At 40.3% G+C, this 24,107-nt stretch carries 24 protein-coding genes and 1 riboswitch; of the genes, 9 read left to right on the forward strand and 15 right to left on the reverse strand.

What is annotated here, in order from left to right:
* Positions 1-23: 23 nt before the first annotated feature.
* From ACMX9J_RS10395 to ACMX9J_RS10405, 3 genes are read right to left on the reverse strand one after another with little or no spacing between them, the layout of a single operon-like run.
* A complete protein-coding gene (locus tag ACMX9J_RS10395; protein ID WP_028415005.1) occupies positions 24-1,139 on the reverse strand; it encodes a GerAB/ArcD/ProY family transporter in 1,116 nt (371 codons plus the stop codon).
* 17 nt (positions 1,140-1,156) lie between these two features.
* Positions 1,157-2,386, reverse strand: a complete 1,230-nt coding sequence (locus ACMX9J_RS10400) for a Ger(x)C family spore germination protein (RefSeq protein ID WP_416225771.1) — start codon at positions 2,384-2,386, stop codon at positions 1,157-1,159.
* Entirely contained in the window at positions 2,376-3,998 is a 1,623-nt protein-coding gene (locus ACMX9J_RS10405) for a spore germination protein (protein WP_328153364.1), read from the reverse strand. Before ACMX9J_RS10405 ends, ACMX9J_RS10400 begins: the two co-directional genes overlap by 11 nt.
* A 157-nt stretch (positions 3,999-4,155) precedes the next feature.
* Here ACMX9J_RS10405 and ACMX9J_RS10410 point away from each other — a divergent pair, with 157 nt between their 5' ends.
* Both ACMX9J_RS10410 and ACMX9J_RS10415 read left to right on the forward strand, forming a co-directional pair.
* A complete protein-coding gene (locus tag ACMX9J_RS10410) occupies positions 4,156-4,389 on the forward strand; it encodes a hypothetical protein (protein ID WP_028415008.1) in 234 nt (77 codons plus the stop codon).
* 167 nt (positions 4,390-4,556) lie between these two features.
* Entirely contained in the window at positions 4,557-5,729 is a 1,173-nt protein-coding gene (locus ACMX9J_RS10415) for a hypothetical protein (protein ID WP_416225772.1), read from the forward strand.
* A 50-nt stretch (positions 5,730-5,779) separates the two neighbouring features.
* On the opposite strand, the gene ACMX9J_RS10420 is transcribed toward ACMX9J_RS10415, so the two are convergent.
* The 5 genes from ACMX9J_RS10420 to ACMX9J_RS10440 all read right to left on the reverse strand — a co-directional run bounded on the left by ACMX9J_RS10420 (position 5,780) and on the right by ACMX9J_RS10440 (position 11,720).
* Positions 5,780-7,213 (reverse strand): amino acid permease, encoded by a 1,434-nt coding sequence (locus ACMX9J_RS10420; RefSeq protein ID WP_416225773.1) that lies wholly within the window; start codon positions 7,211-7,213, stop codon positions 5,780-5,782.
* Between the two features lie 64 nt (positions 7,214-7,277).
* Entirely contained in the window at positions 7,278-7,418 is a 141-nt protein-coding gene (locus tag ACMX9J_RS10425; protein WP_416225774.1) for a hypothetical protein, read from the reverse strand.
* Positions 7,419-7,442: 24 nt separating this feature from the next.
* Positions 7,443-8,342 carry an arginase gene (gene rocF, locus ACMX9J_RS10430; protein WP_416225775.1) on the reverse strand — a complete coding sequence of 300 codons (900 nt, stop codon included), beginning with the start codon at positions 8,340-8,342 and terminating at the stop codon, positions 7,443-7,445.
* Positions 8,343-8,734: 392 nt separating this feature from the next.
* Positions 8,735-10,813, reverse strand: a complete 2,079-nt coding sequence (gene ggt / locus ACMX9J_RS10435) for a gamma-glutamyltransferase (RefSeq protein WP_416225776.1) — start codon at positions 10,811-10,813, stop codon at positions 8,735-8,737.
* Between the two features lie 409 nt (positions 10,814-11,222).
* The gene (locus ACMX9J_RS10440; RefSeq protein ID WP_028415012.1) at positions 11,223-11,720 is read right to left on the reverse strand and encodes a tetratricopeptide repeat protein; all 498 of its coding nucleotides are present in this window, start codon (positions 11,718-11,720) and stop codon (positions 11,223-11,225) included.
* Between the two features lie 173 nt (positions 11,721-11,893).
* Here ACMX9J_RS10440 and ACMX9J_RS10445 point away from each other — a divergent pair, with 173 nt between their 5' ends.
* On the forward strand, positions 11,894-11,980 hold the full coding sequence (locus tag ACMX9J_RS10445; protein WP_016765201.1) for a YjcZ family sporulation protein: 87 nt from the start codon (positions 11,894-11,896) through the stop codon (positions 11,978-11,980).
* A gap of 189 nt (positions 11,981-12,169) precedes the next feature.
* On the opposite strand, the gene ACMX9J_RS10450 is transcribed toward ACMX9J_RS10445, so the two are convergent.
* From ACMX9J_RS10450 to ACMX9J_RS10465, 4 genes are all read right to left on the reverse strand, one after another.
* On the reverse strand, positions 12,170-12,250 hold the full coding sequence (locus ACMX9J_RS10450) for a YjcZ family sporulation protein (protein WP_016765202.1): 81 nt from the start codon (positions 12,248-12,250) through the stop codon (positions 12,170-12,172).
* Between the two features lie 327 nt (positions 12,251-12,577).
* Complete coding sequence (locus ACMX9J_RS10455; protein ID WP_014458669.1) at positions 12,578-13,897, reverse strand: TrkH family potassium uptake protein; 1,320 nt, start codon at positions 13,895-13,897, stop codon at positions 12,578-12,580.
* A gap of 3 nt (positions 13,898-13,900) precedes the next feature.
* Positions 13,901-14,560, reverse strand: coding sequence for a potassium channel family protein (locus ACMX9J_RS10460; RefSeq protein WP_028415014.1), 660 nt, complete (start codon positions 14,558-14,560; stop codon positions 13,901-13,903).
* A gap of 124 nt (positions 14,561-14,684) precedes the next feature.
* Positions 14,685-14,829: riboswitch (cyclic di-AMP (ydaO/yuaA leader) on the reverse strand.
* A 115-nt stretch (positions 14,830-14,944) separates the two neighbouring features.
* Entirely contained in the window at positions 14,945-15,403 is a 459-nt protein-coding gene (locus ACMX9J_RS10465; RefSeq protein WP_416225777.1) for a hypothetical protein, read from the reverse strand.
* Positions 15,404-15,523: 120 nt separating this feature from the next.
* Here ACMX9J_RS10465 and ACMX9J_RS10470 point away from each other — a divergent pair, with 120 nt between their 5' ends.
* Complete coding sequence (locus ACMX9J_RS10470) at positions 15,524-15,979, forward strand: Lrp/AsnC family transcriptional regulator (RefSeq protein ID WP_028415016.1); 456 nt, start codon at positions 15,524-15,526, stop codon at positions 15,977-15,979.
* Positions 15,980-16,268: 289 nt separating this feature from the next.
* On the opposite strand, the gene ACMX9J_RS10475 is transcribed toward ACMX9J_RS10470, so the two are convergent.
* Together ACMX9J_RS10475 and ACMX9J_RS10480 are read right to left on the reverse strand one after the other, a co-directional pair.
* Positions 16,269-17,171: a peptidyl-prolyl cis-trans isomerase gene (locus tag ACMX9J_RS10475; RefSeq protein WP_416225778.1), complete on the reverse strand. Its 903-nt coding sequence runs from the start codon at positions 17,169-17,171 to the stop codon at positions 16,269-16,271.
* Positions 17,168-18,442, reverse strand: coding sequence for a S1C family serine protease (locus tag ACMX9J_RS10480; protein ID WP_033579915.1), 1,275 nt, complete (start codon positions 18,440-18,442; stop codon positions 17,168-17,170). Before ACMX9J_RS10480 ends, ACMX9J_RS10475 begins: the two co-directional genes overlap by 4 nt.
* A 222-nt stretch (positions 18,443-18,664) precedes the next feature.
* Here ACMX9J_RS10480 and ACMX9J_RS10485 point away from each other — a divergent pair, with 222 nt between their 5' ends.
* Positions 18,665-19,336 (forward strand): response regulator transcription factor, encoded by a 672-nt coding sequence (locus tag ACMX9J_RS10485; protein WP_028415019.1) that lies wholly within the window; start codon positions 18,665-18,667, stop codon positions 19,334-19,336.
* Positions 19,333-20,682 carry a sensor histidine kinase gene (locus tag ACMX9J_RS10490; protein ID WP_033579914.1) on the forward strand — a complete coding sequence of 450 codons (1,350 nt, stop codon included), beginning with the start codon at positions 19,333-19,335 and terminating at the stop codon, positions 20,680-20,682. The genes ACMX9J_RS10485 and ACMX9J_RS10490 overlap by 4 nt, the downstream gene beginning before the upstream one ends.
* Positions 20,683-20,717: 35 nt before the next feature.
* On the opposite strand, the gene ACMX9J_RS10495 is transcribed toward ACMX9J_RS10490, so the two are convergent.
* The gene (locus ACMX9J_RS10495) at positions 20,718-21,710 is read right to left on the reverse strand and encodes a D-cysteine desulfhydrase (protein WP_028415021.1); all 993 of its coding nucleotides are present in this window, start codon (positions 21,708-21,710) and stop codon (positions 20,718-20,720) included.
* 150 nt (positions 21,711-21,860) lie between these two features.
* Between ACMX9J_RS10495 and ACMX9J_RS10500 the strand changes: the two genes are divergently transcribed.
* The 3 genes from ACMX9J_RS10500 to ACMX9J_RS10510 all read left to right on the forward strand — a co-directional run bounded on the left by ACMX9J_RS10500 (position 21,861) and on the right by ACMX9J_RS10510 (position 24,072).
* A complete protein-coding gene (locus ACMX9J_RS10500; protein ID WP_028415022.1) occupies positions 21,861-22,379 on the forward strand; it encodes an acyl-CoA thioesterase in 519 nt (172 codons plus the stop codon).
* A gap of 74 nt (positions 22,380-22,453) precedes the next feature.
* Positions 22,454-23,134 (forward strand): GntR family transcriptional regulator, encoded by a 681-nt coding sequence (locus ACMX9J_RS10505; protein ID WP_028415023.1) that lies wholly within the window; start codon positions 22,454-22,456, stop codon positions 23,132-23,134.
* Positions 23,131-24,072, forward strand: coding sequence for a multidrug resistance efflux transporter family protein (locus tag ACMX9J_RS10510; protein ID WP_028415024.1), 942 nt, complete (start codon positions 23,131-23,133; stop codon positions 24,070-24,072). The genes ACMX9J_RS10505 and ACMX9J_RS10510 overlap by 4 nt, the downstream gene beginning before the upstream one ends.
* Positions 24,073-24,107 lie beyond the last annotated feature (35 nt).

Below are 24,107 nucleotides of genomic sequence, written 5' to 3' on the forward strand. Positions count from 1 at the left end.
CGCAGACGAATGCGCTGCAGCCATTAGGATGGCTGCAGCGCTTTTGTTTTTTTTATGCGATGTTTAATAAAGGCTATACAGAGCAGCGTAAGCGGAATCACTACGTGAAAAGGGATAAAAAGTAGCACCGGCATAATCGTTAAGCCTTCTTTTAAATGCTCTTGAAAATTACTTGCAATCGTTAAAGAAAAAAATAAAATCACCGTGCCAACAGGATATGTCAGCGCAGAAGGTCGTTTTACCTTAAACAGCGTGGAAAGCCCCACAATTACCGCGTAAAAAAAGACGCTGATTTTAACAAACCCTCCAATGACTAACGCAATCATAAAAAACACGTCTAGCCGCTCTAAAAAATCAGCTACTCTAATGCTCTCTACCGTACTTAAAAGCGGAAAGACCGACCTGTTAGTCAACCCTATCCCTAATACACTCACGTTAATCGCCATGGTGATTGCTAAGTTAATGCCGCTTAGTACAATGCCGCAAAGGCCTACAAGCTTTACTTTTTTAGGATCTTTTACATATGGAAAAATCATCGTAAACACAACAGCTTCTCCATACGGAATATACAGAGTCTGAGTGGCGACTGTTTTTAAAACCGGCCAAATCCCATCTCCAAGTATCGGTTTTAAAGAAGTAAAATCAATTAATCCTGAAACAAAAATAAGCACAAAGCCTGCTACAGCCAAGATATACATCAAAATAAACATGAGCTCTCCTGCCCGAGCCACTACTTCAAGTCCTTTGTGCACGGTATAAATAATCAACAGCATCAACATCGCGTTCACGACAAACAAAGGGCTGTCGGGGTAGCCAAATGTCAGCAGCATTTCTCCAAAATCACGAAGTACGCGAGCGGCAGCATATGAAAAATGAAGCAAATATAAAAAAGCAAGTGCAGATCCCAAGACTTTCCCTAGCAGCTTTTGCATGTATTCTGTCGGCAGCATATTAGGATAGTACCTATACAGCCGGTAGTAAATGAGGTAAAGCAATAAGCTCCCAAACATACCGAGTAAAATAGCAAGCCAAGCGTCTTGTTTTGCATCCATTGCAAGCGGAATGAGCAATGCGCTTCCATGTTCAAAAAGGACGATTAAAATAAAAAACTGCACAGAGCTAATTTTCACTTTTTCCACTCATTGCTCCCTCCTGTTTACTGGCGTTGTTTTACCGCATCAGACATAAACGACTTGTTTCGCAAACCTGCTCGTCTTACATACGCTTCTACTTTCACATCCATCTCCACTTCAGGAAAATACACATCGCTCCACTCATGCTGAAGCCTTTTCCACTGCCTCGGATAATTTTCGTGCACGACTTCTCCAAATCCCACAACATCCGTCTGTTTTTTTTGAGCAAAAGCAAACGCTTCTTTTATTTCGTTTTCAATCACTGCTTCTATTTTTTTTTCAATATCAAGAATCACAAATGGATTTTTAATATCTATAGGTACTTCCATTTCACCAATATCTCCTTCTACTCTAGTTCGTACAATCATCTTTGGTTTGCCGTTCACCATATTTGCACTCACGTTTGTTCGCTGACGGACGACTTGATAAGCAATGGCTTTCTTTTTATCTTTCCATGAAATATTCACATCTGTTCCCTGCACTTTATCCCGCAGCCACATCACGCCTCGCGCTTTTTTTCCATATAAAAATGTAATCAACTTCCCATCTTTAAACATGCCGAGTCCTTCTGCACGAAGAGTCGATTCAGGAGCAGTTTGCTGAAGATTTTGCAGCGTTTGGGCTTTTTGAGCGCTACCTCTTATTCCAAACCCTGACATCAGCGCTTGACTTCCCGGGGATTCAAGGTTTTTCATAACTTCTTGAGCCGATACTTTCATATGTTCTCCCCACTTTTGTTCGGTGAGCTCCAGCGTTTTAAGGACTTTATTAGCTGGAATTTTATCAATTGGCGTAAGAGATTTTACAAAACTGGAAGCTTTTACGCCGTTTGCAATGACCATATCAGATGTAATTCGAAATTCCGGATCTCGGTCAATGCCATCAATAATGACATCAATGCCCTCCGTTCTCGCTAGGCTTTCTCCGATAACAATTAAGTTTGTATGAGCGTAGTACAGTCTTCTTGATACCGTGCTCGATGCTCTTCTGCTTGCTTCCACTAAGTTTGCGCCTTTTGCTCCGTATACGGAAACAGACGGACTTTGGGTACCACCCCCGCCGCCTTGAAGACCGCCGGCTACGTTACCTGGATTAATAATTTGTAGCGTGATTTGATACTGACCATCTTTTGTTTTATCAATTCCCATCGCTGCGACAATCGCTAAATCGGTTAATTCCTTACTGCTCCAGCAGCTTGAAAGGATGCAAATCGAAAATGCCATAACTGTACATAAAAGCCCTTTACGCATCACTTTGATCGCCTTCTTTCACCGTAGTGTTTGCCATTCCCCGGCTTTTAGGAGGCATTGGGCGCTGGTCTTCTCCTTCTCTCACCATATTTCCACTACTGATGAGCCTTGGTCTTTGTCTAAGCGTCCACCACGGCATGCGAACAATGGTATCACCTGAATTGCTCGGAATAAATGGAGCAAGAGGCGTCATGTATGGAACACCGAATGAACGAAGACTGCAGAGATGAACAATCATCATTAAAAAGCACAGGATAATGCCATAAAACCCGAAAGTAGCCGCTGCAATCATAAAAACAAAGCGAATGAGCCGAGCAGAAATCGCAATGGCAAATGAAGGCGTCGCAAAGCTTGCAATCGCCGTCATCGCTACAACAATAACCATCGCTGGAGATACAATCCCTGCTTGAACCGATGCTTGCCCAATCACGAGCGCTCCTACAATTGAAACTGCAGAACCGATCGCCCTTGGAAGTCGAATACCAGCTTCTCGCAAAATTTCAAATGTGACTTCCATAATGAGCGCTTCAACCAAGGAAGGAAACGGAACATCTTCCCGCTGTGCAGCAATGGCGATGAGCAGCTTCGTCGGAACCATTTCTTGATGAAAAGTTGTGATCGCTACATACGTAGCCGGTGCAATCAGTGAAATAAAAAAAATAAGAATGCGTAAAAAACGAATCGACGTGGCAATATCAAAGCGCGAATAATAATCTTCAGGAGACTGAAAAAACTGAATGAAGACAGCAGGTGCAATCAGCACGAATGGCGTTCCGTCTACAAAAATCGCAATACGCCCTTCTAAGAGATTTCCTGCAACGATATCGGGACGCTCCGTGTGATACATTGTAGGAAAAGTAGTGTACGTTTGGTCTTCAATAAGCTGCTCTACATAGCCTGATTCTAAAATGCTATCGATATTAATTTGGTTAAGACGCTGCTTTACTTCTTTTACGATTTTGTCATTGGCAATCCCATTAATGTACATCATTGAAACGTCTGTCTGCGTTACTTTCCCAATCTTCATCGTTTCTACCCATAAGTCAGGCGATTTGATAATTCGCCTGACCATGGGCATGTTTTTAGCAATCGATTCCGTGAACCCTTCCTTAGAACCCCGAACGACAAGCTGTGTAGTCGGTTCTTGAATTGAACGCCACTCCCCGCCTTTCGTACCTGCACTCATCGCATGGTTGTTTCCATCTATCAAGATAAGCGTGTCTCCTGACATCAAGGCGGGAAACACTTCACTCCACGTATGTAAAATCGCAACGTCTCCAATTCCTACTACATCTTCTTTTAATAACGTAAAGGCGTTTTGAGGTGTTATTGGTTCAGAAAACACGTCATCTTTCATCATGGTGTCTACTAAAAGCTCTTGGATAGACTGATTGTCTACAATTCCGTCTATATAGATAACAGCCGCTTGAATGGCTGCCCTTTCCCCAATTTTTATATAGCGGATCACCATATCCGAGCTGTTCCCCGTTCGCTTTTTTATGTTAGCTATATTACCTTCAAGCGACTGCATCAGCAGTTCTTGTTCCTCTGGTAGCGAACCTTCTGTTTCCTTTTTATTGTCTTTGCTTTTTTTATTTTTAAATAAAGAAGGCACGATTAAAAACACCTTTCTTTTCTTTTTTTTAGCTTTTTCCAAATAAATGCTTTGTATGCAATTTTTAATAGAGCAATCAAAGCGTAAGACCAAAAAAATAACAAAAACTATCAGTAGAATGTTTTTGAGAAAAAAATAAAAACGGAGAGTGAGACATATGAAAATCGTTTGGATATCAGCTTTGCTGTTAGGATGCTTAATGGGATTTTCTATCGGCGTGGATATGATGCAAGGATTTAGTTTTTCCATGGCCTTGCAAAATGCCTACAGTCCGTTTCGTGTTATGGAGTTTGCTGAATTATTTGTCCTTTTTTTCCTTTTGTTCTGTTTTGTAGTTGAAGTATTTTACCGCTCATTTAAAGTAAAAAAAGCAAAACAGCAGCAAAAATAAAACTCCGTAAAAAACACATATTTCTCCTTTTTACCACCTATTCTCCTTTCCATTTAAATGTTATAATTTTCATAATTGGAGAAACTTTTACACGCCTTTCTTCATGGAAAGCTGTACGCTTAAACTACAAAATAAATATTAACTTTGAACTAAAAGGTGAAGAAATGATGAAAAAAAAATTAGCCGTTATTAGTACAGCTTGCTTACTTATTCTTGCAAGTGACCCCATCTCTTCTTATGCTACTCCTGATTCCCCGGATTCCTCTTCCGATGTTGTGGACCAGTCAACGGACGTGGATACAACTGAAGATGTAAAAGCTATTTTTGACTCTCTCTATCAAGAAGGCTATTCGCTCGGAGAAGAAGATGGATACGCACAGAAAAAATTCGAGCAGTTCGATCAAACAACAGGACTGGACAAATCTTCTGAAGAATTCACGTGGTTTATGATGGGGTATACGGTAGGATATAAAAAAGGACAGCAGCAAAAAGAGGAAGAACTCAAGACTGAACAAGAAAATGAAATGGCTGCCGGCGAAGAGGAAGGCTATCAGCAAGGCGTCCTTGATTACAAACATGCTACTATTCAATCAGAAATCGACTCTTTCCCTTCTAAGTCATCCGACTGGAATAAAGGTTATGTTCAAGGCTACAAAAAAGCTATTTCTTTAATGGACCTATCTGTTAAAGCAAAAAAAGAAGGCTATGAACAAGGTCTTGAAAATGATTCGATGAGTGTTCCCAGCATGTATGATGATGAGGATGTCACACGTCAGGCTTTTACAGAAGGCTTTGAAACCGCTCAAGCCGAAGTACTGAATCAGCAAAAAAAGCAGTTTGAAAAGCAAGGCTACGTACAAGGCTATCACGACCTTCCACTCGAAGTACCTGCAGAAGCAGAGGGCGAATTGCAAACAGCCTTTGAACAAGGATATGAAAAAGGACAGAAACAAAAACAAAAAGACGTAAAAGCAGATGGATACGACTCAGCTTTCACTTATCAGACCTATAGAGCGCCTAAAAGTCTTCAGGACAAGCCTCAACTAGAAAAATGGTACAAAGCAGGTTTTTATTCGAATAAAGATGTGAAATCTTTACAGCAAAAAGCTTATAAAGACGGCTGGAAACTAGGAAAAGAAATGCGCGTTCCGAAAAAATACAAGCAAAATAAAGCTGCGGTGGCGATGTACAAGAAATATTTTGAACAAGGCCAAAAAAAGCAGGATAAAACAGTGAGTCATATCCTGCTCGGCAGCGGTATCGTTCTTACACTGCTTGCCCTTATCACGCTATGGAGACTTCGCCGCCGTAAAAATGAAGAGACAACACTAGATAGCTAAAGATAAGTACATAAAAAACCCGGAAAATCATGATTTTCCGGGTTTTTATGTTAAATGATCATTCGTTTATTTTCCGCAAGCTGAACTTCTTGCTCCTGTTTAGACTGATTTTGTTTTCGAATTTTCAAATAATAATAAACATAGCAGCCTATAAAGAAGATACCTCCGCAGTATAGCGCCATTCGCTGCTCAGGATCAAACGCAAGACTGATCATAACAATACAGTTCGTAATAAGCGCTACGATAGGCAGAACCGGATAAAGAGGTGTTCTAAATTTCAGATCTTCTACTTTTCCACCTTTAGCCACGTAAGCACGACGGAACGCAAGCAGTGAAGCTGTAATCGCAATCCAGCCAATTTGAGCGCCAAGTCCAGCGAGTGAAATCAGCCATACGAAAACGGTTTTAGCTGCCACTACGCTTGAAAGCAGCGAAAAACATGAAATCACAAGCGTAATTAATAGTGCATTAAACGGTACACCTCTTTTGTTGACTTTTCCAAGCGCAGGACTTGCCATTCCTTCTCTTGAAAGAGAATAAAGCATACGTGTAGCCGCGTAAAACCCAGAGTTTGCGACTGAAAGAAGAGCTGTTAAAATGATAAAGTTCATAATATCCGCCGCGTAAGGTACACCTACACTATCTAACACAACAACAAACGGGCTTTCTACAACGCCTGCTTTTTCACGAGGAATCATGCTTGCTAAGACAAACACGGATAAGACGAAAAAGAAAAGCGTACGCCAAACCGTTTGTTTGATCGCTTTTGGAATTGTTTTTTCCGGATTTTCACTTTCTCCCGCCGCAATTCCAATCAATTCTGTTCCTTGAAACGAAAAGTTCACCGTAATCATTGTAATCAGTAAAGCCGTTACCCCGTTTGGAAACAGCCCTTCGGCAAAGAAGTTTGATAAAAGCGGTGCTTCCTGTCCACTTTTCATATCAATAAGTCCAAACATTGCCGCTCCGCCTACCACAATGAACATAATGATGGCGAAAATTTTAACGCTTGAAAACCAAAATTCTGTTTCACCAAATGCTTTGGCTGAAAGTGCATTTAGTGAAAAAATTAACGCTCCAAAAATGGCGCACCATAACCAAACGGGCGAGTCTGGGAACCATCTTTGCATTAATTGTCCGGCAGCTAAAAACTCAAGTGCCACCGTTACTGCCCATCCTAGCCAGTACAGCCATCCAATCGCAAAACCGGTTGCAGGGCCGATAAATTTAGTGGAGTACGTTTGAAACGATCCTGCAACTGGCATAGCAACGGATAATTCTCCAAGACACAGCATCGTTAGATACATAATGATCCCTCCTACTAAGTAGGAAATCATTGCTCCCGTCGGACCTGCTTCATTGATGGTATAGCCTGAACCAAGAAAAAAACCGGTACCAATACATCCCCCTAGTGATATCATAAAAAGATGCCTTGTTTTCATCGTTCTTTTTAATTCTCCTGGCTGTCCCTGTGGAATATTCATCCCATTTCCTCCCTTTGCTGCACAAAAATGAAATCGCTTTCATTTTTTTAGGTTTATTTTGTTTTTATAGCCGCTTATTACGCAGCTCTTCCTGACTGAAGTCAATTGATGCCGGATGATTTTCAAATGGCGCCACCCCGTAGCGAGGATGGCAGCCGCTTAGTCCTGTATGACCGTTTCTTGGATCATAACAGATTTTCTCCACACGATACCTGTAAGTAGCTTTTTCTTATAAAAGCTTATCACCAAACAATGAACTCATTAACGCAACCGCTACTTCTGCAGTTTTGTTATGCTGATCTAAAATAGGGTTCACTTCTACAAATTCAGCGGATGTGACCATGTCTGCTTCCGCTAACATTTCCATTGCTAAATGACTTTCTCGGTAGCTGATGCCTCCTTTTACAGGTGTACCTACGCCTGGTGCATCATCTGGATCTAAGCCGTCTAAGTCCAGCGACAGGTGCACACCGTCTGTACCGCTTAAATAATCAATCGTTTCTTTCATCACTTGCGTCATACCTAAACGATCAATTTCATGCATGGTATACACTTTAATTCCTTTTTCTTTAATTAACTCTTTTTCACCATCATCCAACGAGCGTGCACCGATAATAACTAGATTTTCAGGTTTAATTTTTGGTGTATACCCTCCAATATTTAAAAGTACAGGATGTCCTATACCCAGGCTCACCGCTAACGGCATGCCGTGAATGTTGCCCGATGGAGATGTTTCAGCGGTGTTTAAATCACCATGAGCATCATACCAAATAACGCCTAAATTTTCTGAACCTTTCACGACTCCTGCAAGCGTTCCAATTGCAATACTGTGATCTCCGCCTAATATTAACGGAAAGCGGTCTTGCTCTTTCACTTCTTCAACTCTTGCAGCAAGCTGTTCATTTCCGCTGGCTACAGCCGCTAAGTTTTTCAAATTCGTATTTTTATCCACGTCTGCCCGTTCTTTAATCTCTACTTTAATATCGCCTTCATCATGTACGGTATAGCCAAGAGCTTCTAAGCGTGTATTCATGCCCGCATAGCGGATTGCGCTCGGCCCCATGTCTACGCCCCTTCTTGTTTGCCCGTAATCCATTGGTACACCGATAATTGAAATTTCTTTTTTCATTTTCTATACCTCCGTTGCATGTTAGTCTGTGTGAAGTAAACATAGGCGTTTATTTAACTATGTATTTTTTCATTGATACAGCCCCTCATCTATTTCTTATGCAAAAATGATGCCAACTTTGTTTGTAGCATTCTATCAGTCTTTTTATCACAGTTTTTCTTACACATGCCAAAAAAACTGTCGATTTCTACAACTTTTTGGCAAACTACGCAAATTTTTTTGTCGTTTGGTTTAAAATCGCCAATTTTATTTGCTTTCTTAAAAAGGAGTGAGCCAATATATAAATGAAACCTACGTTTACCATCGCAATAAAAAAATCCGAACGCTTTAGATTCTCTATCAAGAATCAAACGCGTTCGGATCTTCCTTCAACTAAGCTACTTTTATCCCATTTAATTTGTAATAACGTCTCCGTCTTCATCATCGCCGGTATCGTTTTCACCAGGATCTTTTTCTAATGAGACTACTTTCTTTTCTTCATCCCATTTCACTTTGTAGCCAAGTGATTTGGCTACTTTGATAACCGATAAATAGGAGTGGTGATTTGGCTTATACAGCTTTAAATCACTCGAATCAATGACGCCTAATCCTAGCAGCAGGCGGTCGGACTGAACGTAAGGCTTTCCATCAATCAGTTTTACTTGCTTATCAGTAAATGGATACACGGCACGGTTGACTTCGACCGTAAACTCTCCTTTTTTCTCTTCTTTAATTGGTTTTGGCTGTTTGGATACATATTTAATTGCGTCTACTCCTAATACCGTGCCTTGGCGCGTATTATCAGCACCTCCGTACATTTTCCCCGTTTCATAGTCATAGATAACCGCTTGGACATTTCCAATATGCTCTGGCTTTTCTTCAAACGCATGTCCTTTAGCCATCATTTCAAGGAGTGTATCTTGGCTAAAGCCAGGTTCCCATCTTACGGTTGGATAGCCGCTTGAATAAATACGAGGCGTTAAAATCGCTTTTTGAATTGGCATCTTATGGTCAATAACATTCATAATCGTTTCTGCTACAGACGCAATAATGGTTGGGCCTCCCGGTGAACCAATTGCCATGAACGGCTTTCCGTCTTTTAACAGCATCGTTGGAGACATGCTGCTTCGAGGACGTTTTTTAGGCTCAACCTGGTTCACGCCTCCCGGAGTGGCATCAAAATCCGTCATTTCATTGTTGAGCATAAATCCGTAGTCAGGAACCATAATTCCTGAACCAAAAACTTGTTCAATGGTAGTCGTGTAAGAAACCATGTTTCCCCATTTGTCTACAACAGAGAAATGAGTCGTTTGGCCGATTGGATTTTCTTCCGTTACCGTTGCTTTATTTGGATTTTCTTTTCCTTCATATTTCCAAGGGTCTCCTTCTTTAACATTAGGCGTTGCTTTATTTGGATTAATTAATTTACGACGTTCTTTAATATAATCTTCATCTAACAGGCCTTTTTTCGGCACTTCGTAAAAGTCTTCATCTGCCATATACGCCGCGCGGTCCGCAAAAGCTAAGTGCATCGCTTCCGTTAAATGCTGCAAATACTGTGGCGTATTGGAACCCATTTTTTCTACATCATAACCTTCCATTAGCTTTAAAATTTGCTGCACGGTTAATCCGCCGGAGCTAGGAGGAGCCGTACTAACCACATCGTAGCCTCGGTAAGTTGTTTTGACCGGCTCGCGTTCTTTTACAACGTAATTTTTTAAATCATCCATGGTCATGCTTCCATCGCGTTTTTGAACTTCTTTAACAAGCGCTTTTCCAATTTCTCCTTTATAAAGAGCGTCTGACCCTTCTTTTTGAATAAGCTTTAATGTTTTCGCAAGATCCGGCTGAACAAGCTTATCTCCTTCTTTTAACGGCTTGCCATTCGGCACAAATACATTACCGGCCGTTTGGTATCTTTCAAGCTTGTCCGCATTTTCATCGATATACTGAGCCATCGACCAATTTACTTTGATTCCTTGTTCCGCTTGAGTAATAGCAGGTTTAATAACATCTGATAAGTCCATTGTTCCATAATCTTCAAGGGCTGTTTCTACTCCTTTTAACGTGCCAGGAACTCCAACTGCTTTTCCTGTTATGTGACGCTTACTGAAAGGAATGACTTTTCCTTTTGAATCTAAAAACAGCTTAGGCGTGACATCAGCCGGTGCCATTTCACGGCTGTCTAGCATCGTAATTTTATCTTTCTTTTTTTCATAAATCATCATAAAACCGCCGCCGCCGATACCAGACATCATCGGTTCCACAACGTTTAGAGATAGTTGAATGGCCGCTGCCGCATCTACAGCGTTTCCGCCTTCAGCTAACACTTTCCTCCCCGCTTCAGCAGCCAGCGGGTGAGATGCCGCTACAATTCCTTGTGTAGCACCCCGTTTCATTGAATGGTCGACACCCGGAACTTCAGCAGCAGCTGGTGTGACAACTAAACATAAACTAAATAACGTAATAGCCAACATCTTCATAACCTTCATCTGGGTCTCCTCCTTCAAATACATTATTTCACATCGCCTGAGACGATGGATTTCACGAAGAATAAATTGGTTTATTATGATATTTTTTACATATGTGTATAAATAAAAAGCAAAGTAAATCATACCTTTGCTTTTTTAGTTAATCGCATGTTTAACTTTTCTCTCTATTCATTTACAATTATCTATATTTTCTAACAATTTATCCATAGGCTGATAGTTTCTTACTATTTTTGGAACTATGTAGACTGAACGCTCTAATAATGTAGAAAATCTAGCAGTTAAGAAGTCGTTCGACTTACATGCACTTCTTAAATTTTTTATAAATATTCTTATTATTATATAAAAAGCAATCCTTTATGAAAATCAGCATACGTTTCCTGAAAATCAAAAATAAAACAGGACTTTAGATTCATCGTCCTGTTTGGAGCATGTTTTCGACTTTTTTAATGTCCGCGTGCGTAGGATTGATTTCCCGAGCATAGGCGATTTGTTCTTTCGCTTTTTCCATTTCTTTTAATTGAATATAGGTTTTGGCGAGTTCGAGCGGCAGCATAATCCCTTCAAAACCAAGATCTTGCGCCTTCTGCAAATAAAACAGCGATTTTTCGTAATTCCCTCCAAACATAAGCGGAGTTTCCCGATATTTTATTCCTCGAACGAAGTGCGCCAAGCTTGAAGATGGATTTAATGTTAATGCCTGATGAAGAGCCCGGTCCATTTCTAAGTTCAATACCATTTTTTCAAAGATAATTGATTCTTCGATTTGCTTTGCTAAACAAACGGCTAAGTAACAGTACAAATCAGATGCTTGAGGTTTTTTCTTCATTTCTTGTTGAATTTCGCGCTTGATCTCTTTCCACTTTCCCTCTTCTAGCTGATTCATGACGTATTGTGCATGTATTCCCACCTGTTTGCCCTCCTTTTCCTCTTTATCATAAAGGATTTCTGCGCAAATGAAAAAAGTAAGTGTTCTTCATTCTCCACAAAAAACGTTACCATTAAAAAATAGGCAAATTTCTCAATCACTTAACCCAATTAGTACATAGGATATAGAGACTTTTATTAAAGGAGGTTACACATATGGGCGCAAAAGGCGGTTTTGGTTTTTCATTTATCGTTGTTTTATTTATCCTATTAGTAATCGTAGGGTGTTCTTGCTACTACTAATTTCTAGAGAGGATGAACATCATTCATCCTCTCCTATTTCAAAAAAAACCATGCTTTCGCATGGCTACATACCGATTAGATGAATGAGTAGAGGAACTCATTGTTCGGCAATATTGAAGAAATTTTTGGTTTTTACTTCCGCCTAGTATGCCCTTTTTGACGGGGGCTATGCGCAAATAAAGTTAACGTTTAAAAGCGAAAGCCAGACGCACCTACAATAACAAGTAAAACAAATAACACAACGATTAACGCAAAATTTTGTTTTCCCACGTACCATCCCTCACTTCCTGTTATCTGCTTTTAGTGTATGCAACAGCTTGGCAAAATGTTTAGGACAGGGGTGCGGATTTTTTCAACGAGAAAAACCTTCAAATTTCGCCAAAAAAAGTGAATCATATTTTTGTTTCTTTCGTTATATATAGTAAGAGATTTTTTTACTATAAAAAAGGAGGGGCTTTAATGCGCCGACATTCCAAATTGCCCATTGTTCTTGTTTTTGCCTTCTTTTTATTCATCGCAACTGTTTTGTGCGTAACCTCTTATATGTCTTGAACGTATAAATAATATAAAAAAATCGCCTCATCGAAGGCGATTTTTCTATCCTAGCATTATATCTTCGTTTGGATAGCGAACGGCTTCACGCTTTTGCTTAGATAATGAAAACGCAAGCGTTAATGGCCCCACTTTTCCTAAAAACATGATAAAGATGATAATCACGCGTCCAAAGTACGAAAGTTCAGGAGTCGCTCCCATCGATAAACCTACTGTTCCAAACGCAGAAACAACTTCAAACATAATTTTTACAAACGGCAGGTTTTCCGAAATATTTAACAGGAAGATGGCCCCAAACACAAACATAATTGAAATCATCGTAATGGCTAGTGCCTTAAACACATGAAGAGGAAGAAGTCGTCTCTTTAGCAGCACAATATCTTCCCTGCTTCGTAAAAATGCCCATACAGAAAAGACAATCACCACAAACGTCGTGAGTTTGATACCGCCTCCTGTTGACGCACTCCCTGCACCAATGAACATCAATAAAACCATTAAAAACACCGTTGCGTCATGCAAATGAGCTAAATCAATTGTATTAAAGCCAGCGGTTCTTGTTGTTACCGCTTGAAAATAAGAAGCCCATACTTTGTCTCCTAATGATAAATTTCCGAGCGTATGCGAATTGCCGTACTCTAAGAAAAAAATAAAAAGCATGGCAATCACGTTAATGGCGAACGTGCTGATAATCATAATTTTTGAATGCAGCGTTAGTTTTTTATACGATTTTTTCACCCACATATCAGCAAGGACGGTAAACCCTAACCCACCAATAATAAAGAGAAAAGAAATCGTGATGTTAATAATAGGATCTCCTACATACTGAACTAAGTTATCAGACAGTAGTCCGAACCCTGCGTTATTAAAAGCCGAAATCGAATGAAACAAGCTAAAGAACAGCCCCTTAGACCATCCGAATTCCGGAACCCAGCGTATCGCTAAAAAGATCAGTGCAACAAACTCAATTAAAAATGAAAAGATGAACAACCTTTTAACTAGCAGCACAACTCCACCGACGCTCGTCTGATTTAATGCCTGCTGAACGAGCATACGCTCTTTAAATCCAATTTTTTTACCTAGCATCATAAAAATCAGCACGGCAAATGACATAATGCCAAGACCGCCTATTTGAATTAACAGCATAATAATCGTTTGACCGATGACGGTAAAACGCGTACCTGTATCTACGACGGCTAAGCCGGTCACTGTCATAGCGGAAGTAGATGTAAAAAGAGCGTCTACCCACCGGATTGGCTCAGTAGTAGAAAAAGGCATCATTAATAAAAGAGCACCAATAATAATTCCTCCACCAAAAATAGAGAGCAGCAGCTGCGGAGGGGTGAGTTTAATATTTTGTTTTTTCATGAGTTAAACTCCTTCTTCTTCAAAACGGTTCAAATCGCGATTATGTCCGATAACAATCAGCATATCTCCTTGTTCAATTATTTCATGCGCGGTAGGCGAAATCACCATTTCTCCGTCTTTTCGCTGAAAGCCGATAATATTGCAGCCGTACTTGGCACGGATATTCAAATCAAACAGCGTTTTATTATGAAGCTTTTTAGAAGCGACAATTTCGACAATACTATAATCCTTTGATAGTTCAATGTAATCAATGATTTTTTCTGACACCACGTGATGAGCAATACGCTTCGCAATATCGCGCTCAGGGTGAATGACTTTGTCCGCTCCTATTTTCTCCAGCACTTTTTGATGATACATATTCACCGCTTTTACCCATACTTGCTTAACGCCCATATCTTTTAAAAGCATCGTTGCAAGCACGCTTGCTTCGATATCGTCTCCAAACGAAATAAGAGCATGATCAACGTTACGAATGCCTAGCCCTTTTAAGCTAGCTTCATCAATTGCGTTCGCTTGCACGACATATGTAGCTGAGTTGCTATATTTCTTTACTACCTCCTGATTGCGGTCAATAGCGAGCACATCCACATCCAAATTAGCAAACTCTTCAACCAAACTGCCTCCAAAACGACCTAATCCCAATACAGCAAACTGTTTTTTCATAATGTATTTATTCCTTTCTTCAACTGCTGTGTGTTCTCTTAGCTTATACTTTTTCTAAAAAATTACATCTTTTTCTTAAAAAAAGCGCAAAAAAACACAGGAAGGCTCCTGTGTTTTTTCACACTCTTCCCCCTCAAAACGCTTGCGAAGTTAGCTGTCGGGTTCGGGTTTTAAGAGTAACCCTACCTTTTTAAGGATTCACCCCGGAGCACAATATGTGCGTAAATAATGGGTCCTCCGCTCCATAATGGATTAAGCGATTTTTATTCAAATGTCTATGATCTATTTTTTAGAATAATCGATTCGATTCATGATACGTTTCACTTCACGAAAGCTATCTTACTCCTGTGGATTTTGTCTGTCAAGATATTTTTAGGGAAGACATCACTTGCGCTGCAAACTGCAAAAATCATATAAATCTAAACTGACAATCAGTTTGTGAAATTGATCAAACAAATTAATAACAGCCAAAAGCTCTAATAGCTGCTTATCACTGTAAAATTTCTTTAATTGATCCATATCAGCATCGGTCAAATCCCTTGGACGCACTCGGTATACATCTATAAATCGAAACAGCAGTCGATCTTTTTCTTCCAGCTCTTTTTCTCTTAACACTTTTTGATTAAGCGTCTTATCGCCTACATATGACATGCTCATACACGTCTCACAGCCGTTAACACCTGCTAGATAAAGCCTGATTTTTTCCTTAGTCTCTCTTTTTACTATATCACTGTTCCAAAGCTTGTCGTATAGCTCATCATACAACCTTTTTACATGTGGAATTAAATTCAGTGCTTTTTCAAAATTTGTTCCCTCTTCGTTTGTTAACAAAACTCTTGCCATTTTTTACTCACTCCTTTTTAATTATTATAGTAAGAAAAATGGAGATTTCAGATAACAAATAAAACATATTATCTGCTATTACTAATCAAATGAAACATTAATATGAAAGAAGGTTTTCGATTGAAAATTGATGAAATTGATTTATCGATTTTGCAGGCACTGCAGCAAAACAGCCGTCTTTCCTTAAGAGAGCTAGGAAAACAAATTAACCTGTCTCCTCCTTCAGTGGCAGAGCGAGTAAGACAGCTAGAGAGCTTTGGTATTATAAAAGGATATACAATCGATATTGATTATGAAAAGCTGCAGTTGCCCGTCTCGTGTTTTATTGAAGTAACCATGAAAAACGGAGAGCACGAGCGTTTTAAACGATTTATTTCTCAGTATCCCTATGCTTTATTCTGTGAACGCATCGCCGGACAGGCTTGCTTCATTACAAAGCTTCAGCTTCCTCACCTGCACGTACTCGAGCAATTTATTAACGAAATTACACCTTATGCCAAAACGATTTCACACATCGCCCTTTCTCACGTGGAGATGTCTTCTGCATTATTGAGTCATTTAAAAGATGAAAAGTGATTGAAACATACGTTCACCGTACTAACGAAAAGATCCGAACGATTCATCGTTCGGATCTTCTTTCTACTAAACTACTTCTGTCCTAGCCTCTTTTATTCGTCCAAAAGCATAAAAAATAACCCTCCAAAGCTGGAGGGTATAAATTTTCCGAATAATGAAAGTTTTACAACTTCATTTTATCAGGTACCGACATTTCTGTCTACTTAAAAAATGTAAAAGAGCTCTCTATTAATAGAAAGCTCTTTTACCTGCTTGTTTTTTGAAAACAATCAATCTATATAAAAGGGAACTACCTAAGGTTGAAAGTCACGTGAAACCTTGGCAGTTGATCCTGGATATACCGGTTGATATGATTCAAAACAAGTTCTTTCATCATTTCTTCTTTGACTTCTGATTCCGTTTTTTTATCTTTTTGTTTTAAAATAAGAATATAATAGACTTTACCCATTTTAATGGGCTTACTACACTCTCCGATGTGCTGTTTTTTTAAAACATCTATAAAAGAGGAAGATAGATTAGAAAGCTTTAGATTATCATCATTCTCTATTTTGCTGATGGTCTGGACATCAGCATATTTTTTTTGAACGTCTTGAAGCGATGTTCCTTTTTGCAGCTCAGCCGCAACGGTCTCGGCATCATGTAAAGTTGTAAAAGTTAGCTGCGAAAAAGATACGCGCGTTACATCATTCTCAATACGTGTATAGTAAGCGTCTAGTTCATCAGACGTAATTTGTTTACGGAAATATTCTTCTAATTTAAACTGATTTATTAGCTGTTTAGTTACATCGCTAGAACGAATGTGCAAGACTTCATAGCCTTGTTTTCTTGTATCTTCGTCATATGAACGTTTGATTTGTTTCCACATATCCTCGACTTTTTTCTGTACCCTGTCACTTGTCTTTAGATGCGAAATTAAGATTTTTTGCATGACAAGCTGCCGCAACAACTCTTTGCGGTAGCTTGTATCATTTAGCGGAGCATCGGGATTTAAGAACCCTTCAACTGCTAAAAAACGATTGAATTCAGCTCCTGTCACCTTTCCTCCTTCATACGCTGCCACTTCTTTGGCAGAAGATAGCTGACTAATTTCTACAGAAGGAAACATCGTGTTTGAATGCTTCTCTCCGCAGCCTGTTAAAAATCCGAACGCTGTTAATACTGCTAGCAGCAGCTTTAACGGTGCTGAACTCATCCATTGTTATCCTGCTGCTCTGAAAGCTTCAGAGAAATAGTTTGTTTTTTTCCATTTCGGTACACGTCTAATTTTACCGTGTCTCCTACTTTGCGTTTTGTGTATAGATATTGACGTAAATCACTGGATGTTTTGACTTCATTTCCATCGATGGCAACAATCACGTCTTTTGATTGTAAACCAGCATCAGAAGCAGAAGAGAATGGTTCAACCGTCGTTACGACAACTCCTTCAGACGTATCGCTTGTTAGGCCTAGCTGATCTTGTTTTGTTGCAGCTGAAAGCTGACCTACATCTTGAAGACCTACCCCCATATATGGACGCGTTATTTTTCCGTTTTTCATCAGCTGTTCAATTGTTGGCTGCACTTCATCACTTGGAAGAGCAAAGCCGATTCCTTCTACATTGTCTTCTGAAATTTTCATACTGTTGATACCAACTACTTCACCGGAAGAATTGATCAAGGCACCGCCGCTGTTTCCTGGATTAATCGCCGCATCCGTTTGAATTGCATCTACGTTCCAATTCTCTGAAATAGGGACAGAGCGTTTTGCTGCGCTCACGATACCTTGAGTGACCGTACGAGAAAATTGTTCACCAAGAGGGTTTCCGATTGCAAGAACCGTTTCACCCGCCACTAAATCTGATGATTTTCCGAACTTCGCCACTTGTTCAACATTTTTGTCGGACATTTCAAGCACCGCTAAATCCGTTAGCGCGTCAGCTCCGACAATTTTAGCTTTTTCTTTTTGTCCGTTTGAAAGTGACACTTCTACTTCGCTTGCGCCGTCAATAACGTGGTTATTAGTCACAACGTAGGCTTTTCCATTTTCTTTTTTGAAAATAACACCGGAACCCGTTCCTGCTTCTTGTGTTTGGGTATCTCCAGAAAATGGATTTGTTTGCTGTTGAATATTGTTCACGCCTACAACAGCAGCTGATACTTTATTTACAACTGAAACAAGATCTGACTGATTCACGGTTGTGCTTACTGTTCGAGGCGTTGTGCTCGTTGTTGTTGCGGTTTGAGTCTGCGTTGTTTGATTCGCTGTTTGCGTATCAGCTGAATCCATTAACCCTAGCTGCGGAGCGCCGTATAGCACAATTCCTCCTCCAAGTACTGCTCCGGCGATGGAAGATGCAATCACTGGAAATAAGCGTCTTCTTGGAGGCTGTGATGATGACGCAGGCTGATACTGATCGTAGCGCTGCTGGCGGTTTTCATATTCTTCTTTTCGTTCTTGCTCTCTTTCATAATCACGTGGATCCATGAAAAACACTCCTTTTAACGTAGCAAATTTTATGTTATCTATACTATAAAATAAAAGTTTGGGATAAGTATCAAAACAATGTGTGAAATTGTGAAAAATTTCTTTATAACAGCAAACACGTAGTATAATAGCGGGTACATAGACCTTTAAAGAAACGCGCATAGATGGCGTAATATGCTTTATTTACCTTAATTTTCATATATCCAGAGGAAGGTGTCAAATTTGAGCTTTACACTATATTTAGTAGAGGATGAACAAAATTTAAACGAAGTTTTAACCCTTTACCTTCAAAAAGAAGGCTGGGACGTTCGCTCATTTTTTAACGGCACGGACGCCAAAGAAATGATTGCAACTCCTCCGCACCTGTGGATTTTAGATATTATGCTGCCTGATATTGACGGGTATCAGCTCATTCGCGAAATCAAGCAGCAAACGCCACATGTGCCTGTTATTTTCATTTCAGCACGCGATGCCGATATTGACCGGGTTCTTGGACTTGAAATGGGCAGCGACGACTATTTATCAAAGCCTTTTTTGCCTCGTGAACTAGTTATTCGAGCAAACAAACTGCTAAACCTCGTATATGGTTCCAATCAAAAGAAAACCGATACCATTACGCTGACTCCTTATGAAATCGATTTACATACGCGTACAGTCAGTGAAAATGGAAAGCCGATTGATTTGACGTCTAAAGAATTTGATTTTCTTGTCACTATCTCAAAAGACCTTGGACAGGCTTTTTCAAGGGAGCAGCTGTTGAATCTCATTTGGGGAGAAGATTATTTCGGCACAGACCGGGTGGTGGATGATTTAGTGAGGCGCGTGCGTAAAAAAATGCCGCAAGCACGAATTGAAACGATTTACGGATACGGATACCGGATGATGAAAGCATGAAAAACAAGTCGCTTGCATTTCAAATTTGGCTCGTCATCTCGGGTATTTTACTGCTCATTTCAATTTTGCTCGCTATTTTATTCCCAACGACGCTCAGGCAGTTCTTCACGAATGAAATTTATACCACTATTGAAAATGAACAGCATATTTTAAAAGAATACGGCCTGCCAAGCCGCTCAGGTGAATACTACTTTAGCAATGAAGACAGTGAACCAACGCTTGGCAATCGAACCGTGGATCATATTTTATTGCCTGAACATGCGGATATCTCTTATTTTTCATCACGGGTGTTGCCTCAAGACTTTTTGAGAAAAGCACAGGAAGATGCAATCAGTCAGCGGAAAATTGTCGCTCGCTATGAAAAAGATCTCGGCAACCGGACGCTTTTTTATGTGATTCGAAAAGTAAGCGTAAACGGACAGCCTGCTTTTTTACTTTCATTTTCGTGGGATACGTATCGCAACGCGCTCACTTCTACTCTTTTTAAACAGCTGCTTCTTGTCATTTCAATTGTATTTCTATTCAGCTGGCTTCCATCTATTTGGCTATCAAGATACTTAAGCAAGCCGCTTGTATCGCTTGAAAAAGATGTAAAAAAAATCGCCGAACAAAATTGGCATGAACCTGTTACAGTCAACCGTTCCGATGAAATCGGCAAGCTAGGCGCGTCCATCGAGCAAATGCGCAAAAGGCTCGTATCTAAAGATGAAGCACAGCAAACGCTGCTTCAAAATATTTCACATGATTTAAAAACACCGGTAATGGTTATTCAAAGCTACGCTCAGTCGATTCAAGACGGCATTTATCCAAAAGGTGATTTATCCCAAACGGTAAAAGTCATTGAAGATGAATCCAAAAATCTTGAGAAAAAAATCCGCGATTTGCTTTACTTGACCAAGCTTGACTATATGTCCACTCACCAGCTTGCACAAGACGACTTTGATTTTACTGCACTTCTTCATGAAGTAGTGGATCGCTTGCGGTGGAGGCGCCCTGAAATACAGTGGGAATTTGACGACGTAAATGCAACGATTAAAGGAGACAAAGAGCTGTGGACAAAAGTCCTTGAAAATGTACTCGACAATCAGCTGCGCTATGCTGATACGAAGGTTTCACTTTCACTTGCTAAACACCAAACGAACGTTCAATGTACCATCAGCAACGATGGTCCGCCGATTGATCAAAGCGTGCTTCAACACTTGTTTGAACCGTTTAAAAAAGGAGCAAACGGTGAATTCGGTATTGGCCTAAGTATCGTAAAGCGTATTGTTACGATGCACGATGCAGCCATTACGGCTGAAAACACAGACGCCGGAGTGACGTTTTCACTTACTATTCCTATATAAACTAAAAAAGCAAGGGAGTCGACTCCCTTGCTTTTTTATGAAAAAACCGATGTATATGCATAAAGAGCTGGTGAACCCCCCGAGTGAATGAACACCACATTCTCATCTTTTTTAAAATAACCTTTTCGAATTAAATCAATCAGGCCGGCCATCGCTTTTCCCGTATACACAGGATCCAATAAAATTCCTTCCGTACCGGCCACAAGTTTGACTGCTTCCACCATCTCTTCTGTTGGAACAGCATAGCCTGGACCGACATATTCATCCATACAAACAATATCTTCTTTTTTAAAAGGCGTTTTGCTATGTAAATGATCATAAAGTTCACTCGTCAGCTTGGCAACTTTCATTTCTTGCTCTTCTTTAGCACGACTCACATTCATTCCAATAACAGACACCCCGCTTTGAAGGCCTTGAAAGCCTGCCACTAGCCCTGCGTGCATGCCTCCGCTTCCGCTTGTGCAAACTACGTGGCTAAGCTTTATTTGTTGCTCATAGCTTTGCATAAGCAGCTCCTGTGCGCAGGCAGCATAGCCTGTTGCACCGATAACATTTGAACCTCCTACGGGGATTAGGTACGGCTTATGACCTTTTTCACTTAGCTCGCGCGCTACTTTTTCCATTTCCGCTGTCAAATCCGAACCTTCAGCGACAAACCGCATGTCATGAGCGCCTAATAAATGATAAAGAAAATAGTTTCCCGTCGGCTGATCACTTGCTTTATTTTCCCCTTCTTCTAATACGAGCACGCATTTCATTTGCTCTTTTACGGCAGCAGCAAGCGTCAAACGACAGTGATTGGATTGTATCGCACCGCACGTTACAAGCACGTCTGCCCCTTGTGCTTTTGCATCAGCTACTAGATATTCAAGCTTACGCGTCTTATTTCCGCCCCCTGTCAGTCCAAGCATATCATCGCGCTTCATATAAATTGAAGGCCCGTTTAACTGCTGAGATAAAACCGATAGCTTTTCTAAAGGTGTAGGGGAATCCGTATATTTTCTTCTAGAAAATTGCGTTAAGTTCATGCTCTCATCCTCTCTTTCATATTTGTTCTATTTTACCATATAGAAGCTTTTGAAGAGCTTTTTACGAAAGGGCTTTCTATAACTTGTATACATAAGAACAAGTAGTCAACATACATTAAACCATATAAACAGTTTGAAGGAGTGTTTTCAATGAGTGAAAAAGCAGTACTTTGCAGCGTCTCACGAGTAGTCAAATCACAGCACATTTTTCCAAATGACCTAAACAATCACCACACCCTTTTTGGCGGCAAAATTGTCGCTGACATGGACATGACGGCTTCTCTTTCAGCAGCTAAACATTCCAGAAAGTCGTGTGTTACAGCTTCCATTGATCATGTTGACTTTATCGAGCCCGTCACAGAAGAAGATTTTATTTCATATGAAGCATTCGTTGTTGTCACAGGAAAAAGTTCCATGATTATTTTTGTTAAAGTCATTGCCGAAAATTTGTTAACGGGCATTAAACGTATTGCTGCTACTTCTTTTCTTACCTTCGTCGCATTAGAAAACGGGAAGCCTGCTCCCGTTCCTCAAGTTATTGCTCAAACTGAAGAAGAAAAAAGCCTTCAAAAAGTAGCTCTTGAACGAAAAGAGTCCAAAAAAACGCAGGTTGAGCACAGCAAAGCAATTGCGCGCATCTTATCTAAATCTTTGCGCAGCAGTAATTAAGCTCTTCATCTAAAAAGCAGCTGTCTGCTTTTTAGACGAAGTTTTTTAGATTTCACATTGTTATTTAATGTGATATGCGATATATTGGTTTTATGAAAAATAACATTCAACCTCTCAAACGACTTTCCCTACGGGAGGAAGTCTATCAAACACTTAAACATAATATCGTTATGCTTGAATTTCAGCCGGAACAAAAGCTTCAGGATAAAGAACTGGCTGAGCAATTTGGAGTTAGCCGCACTCCTGTTCGAGAAGCGTTAAAAAGGCTCGAAGATGAAGGCCTTGTACAAACGACACCTGGTTCTTCTACAAAAGTGGCTCCATTAAACCTTGAGGAGGCAAAACAATCTTTTATTGTCGTCGCAGCTCTTCATGCACTTGCTGCTAAGCTGGCTTGTACTTCGTTACAAGAAGAAGATATGGGCGAACTAATCAAACATAATCAATCTCTAGAACATGCAATCAAAACAAGAAATGTACTGAAAGCGATCGAAGCGGATGAAGCATTTCATTCCGTTTTTTTAAACCGGGCGAATAATTTAGAGCTAGAACGTGTTGTAAAACAAACAAGCGCCAAAATTCAACGTCTGGAAATCGCTCGCTTTTCTTCTCTTGCTAGCCTTGCTTCCGTTGATCAGCACAAAGAAATCATAAATGCTTGCCGTCAAAAAGATTCCGCACTGACATCACAGCTTGTCGAAACAAACTGGCTGACACTAGGTGAAGCGCTGACAAGTGAGGAGGAAGCAAAGTGAAGCCTCTTTTATTAGGCGTTGCTGCATCATTCTTTTTTGCTTTTACATTCGTTTTAAATCGAGCGATGGATTTATCTGGAGGCAGCTGGGCGTGGAGCGCATCTCTGCGCTATTTTTTTATGGTACCTCTTTTGCTTATGCTTGTTTATTTTTGGGGTGGCATCAAACCTGTGGTGGCAGAAATAAAAGCCCAGCCGCAAAAATGGCTGCTATGGAGCACGGTCGGATTTGGCTTATTTTACGCTCCTCTTTGTTTTGCTTCCGCCTACGGTCCCGGCTGGCTTATTGCAGGAACTTGGCAAATCACGATTTTATCGGGATCTCTCCTAGCTCCTTTGTTTTACAAGGAAGGAAAAAAGCGAGGAGCCATTCCTTTCAAGCAGCTAGGTTTTTCGTTTATTATTTTAATAGGAGTTGTGCTCATGCAGCTTGAGCATGCGACTGAACTGTCGGCGGCTACTGCCTTGCTTTGTACGATTCCCATTTTAATTGCGTCTTTTGCGTATCCGCTTGGCAACCGTAAGATGATGGAGCTGTCGTCGCTTAATACGTTTCAGCGCGTGCTTGGAATGACGCTTTCAAGCCTGCCGTTTTGGATTATTCTTTCTGTCTATGCCTACTTGACCGATGGACTACCAAAACCAACTCAGATGTATCAAAGCAGTTTAGTTGCTTTACTTTCAGGAGTGTGTGCAACGATTTTATTTTTTGCGGCAACTGACCTTGTGAAAAAAGATTCTCACAAATTAGGTGCAGTTGAAGCTACACAATCGATGGAAGTTTTATTTGCCCTGCTAGGAGAGGTCTTCCTTCTATCAAGTCCTTTGCCATCGATTCTTTCTTGGGTTGGAATGGGAGTTATCGTAGCAGGCATGGTGCTTCACAGCTACCAAACGAGTCATAAAAAAGCTATACCTCAAAAAGAATTGACCTACTAATCAATAACAAAAAAGAGCGTCTCAGTCGGCGCTCT

The sequence above is a fragment of the Priestia sp. RMT2NF4 genome, assembly GCF_047872835.1.
GTDB lineage: Bacteria > Bacillota > Bacilli > Bacillales > Bacillaceae_H > Priestia > Priestia zanthoxyli.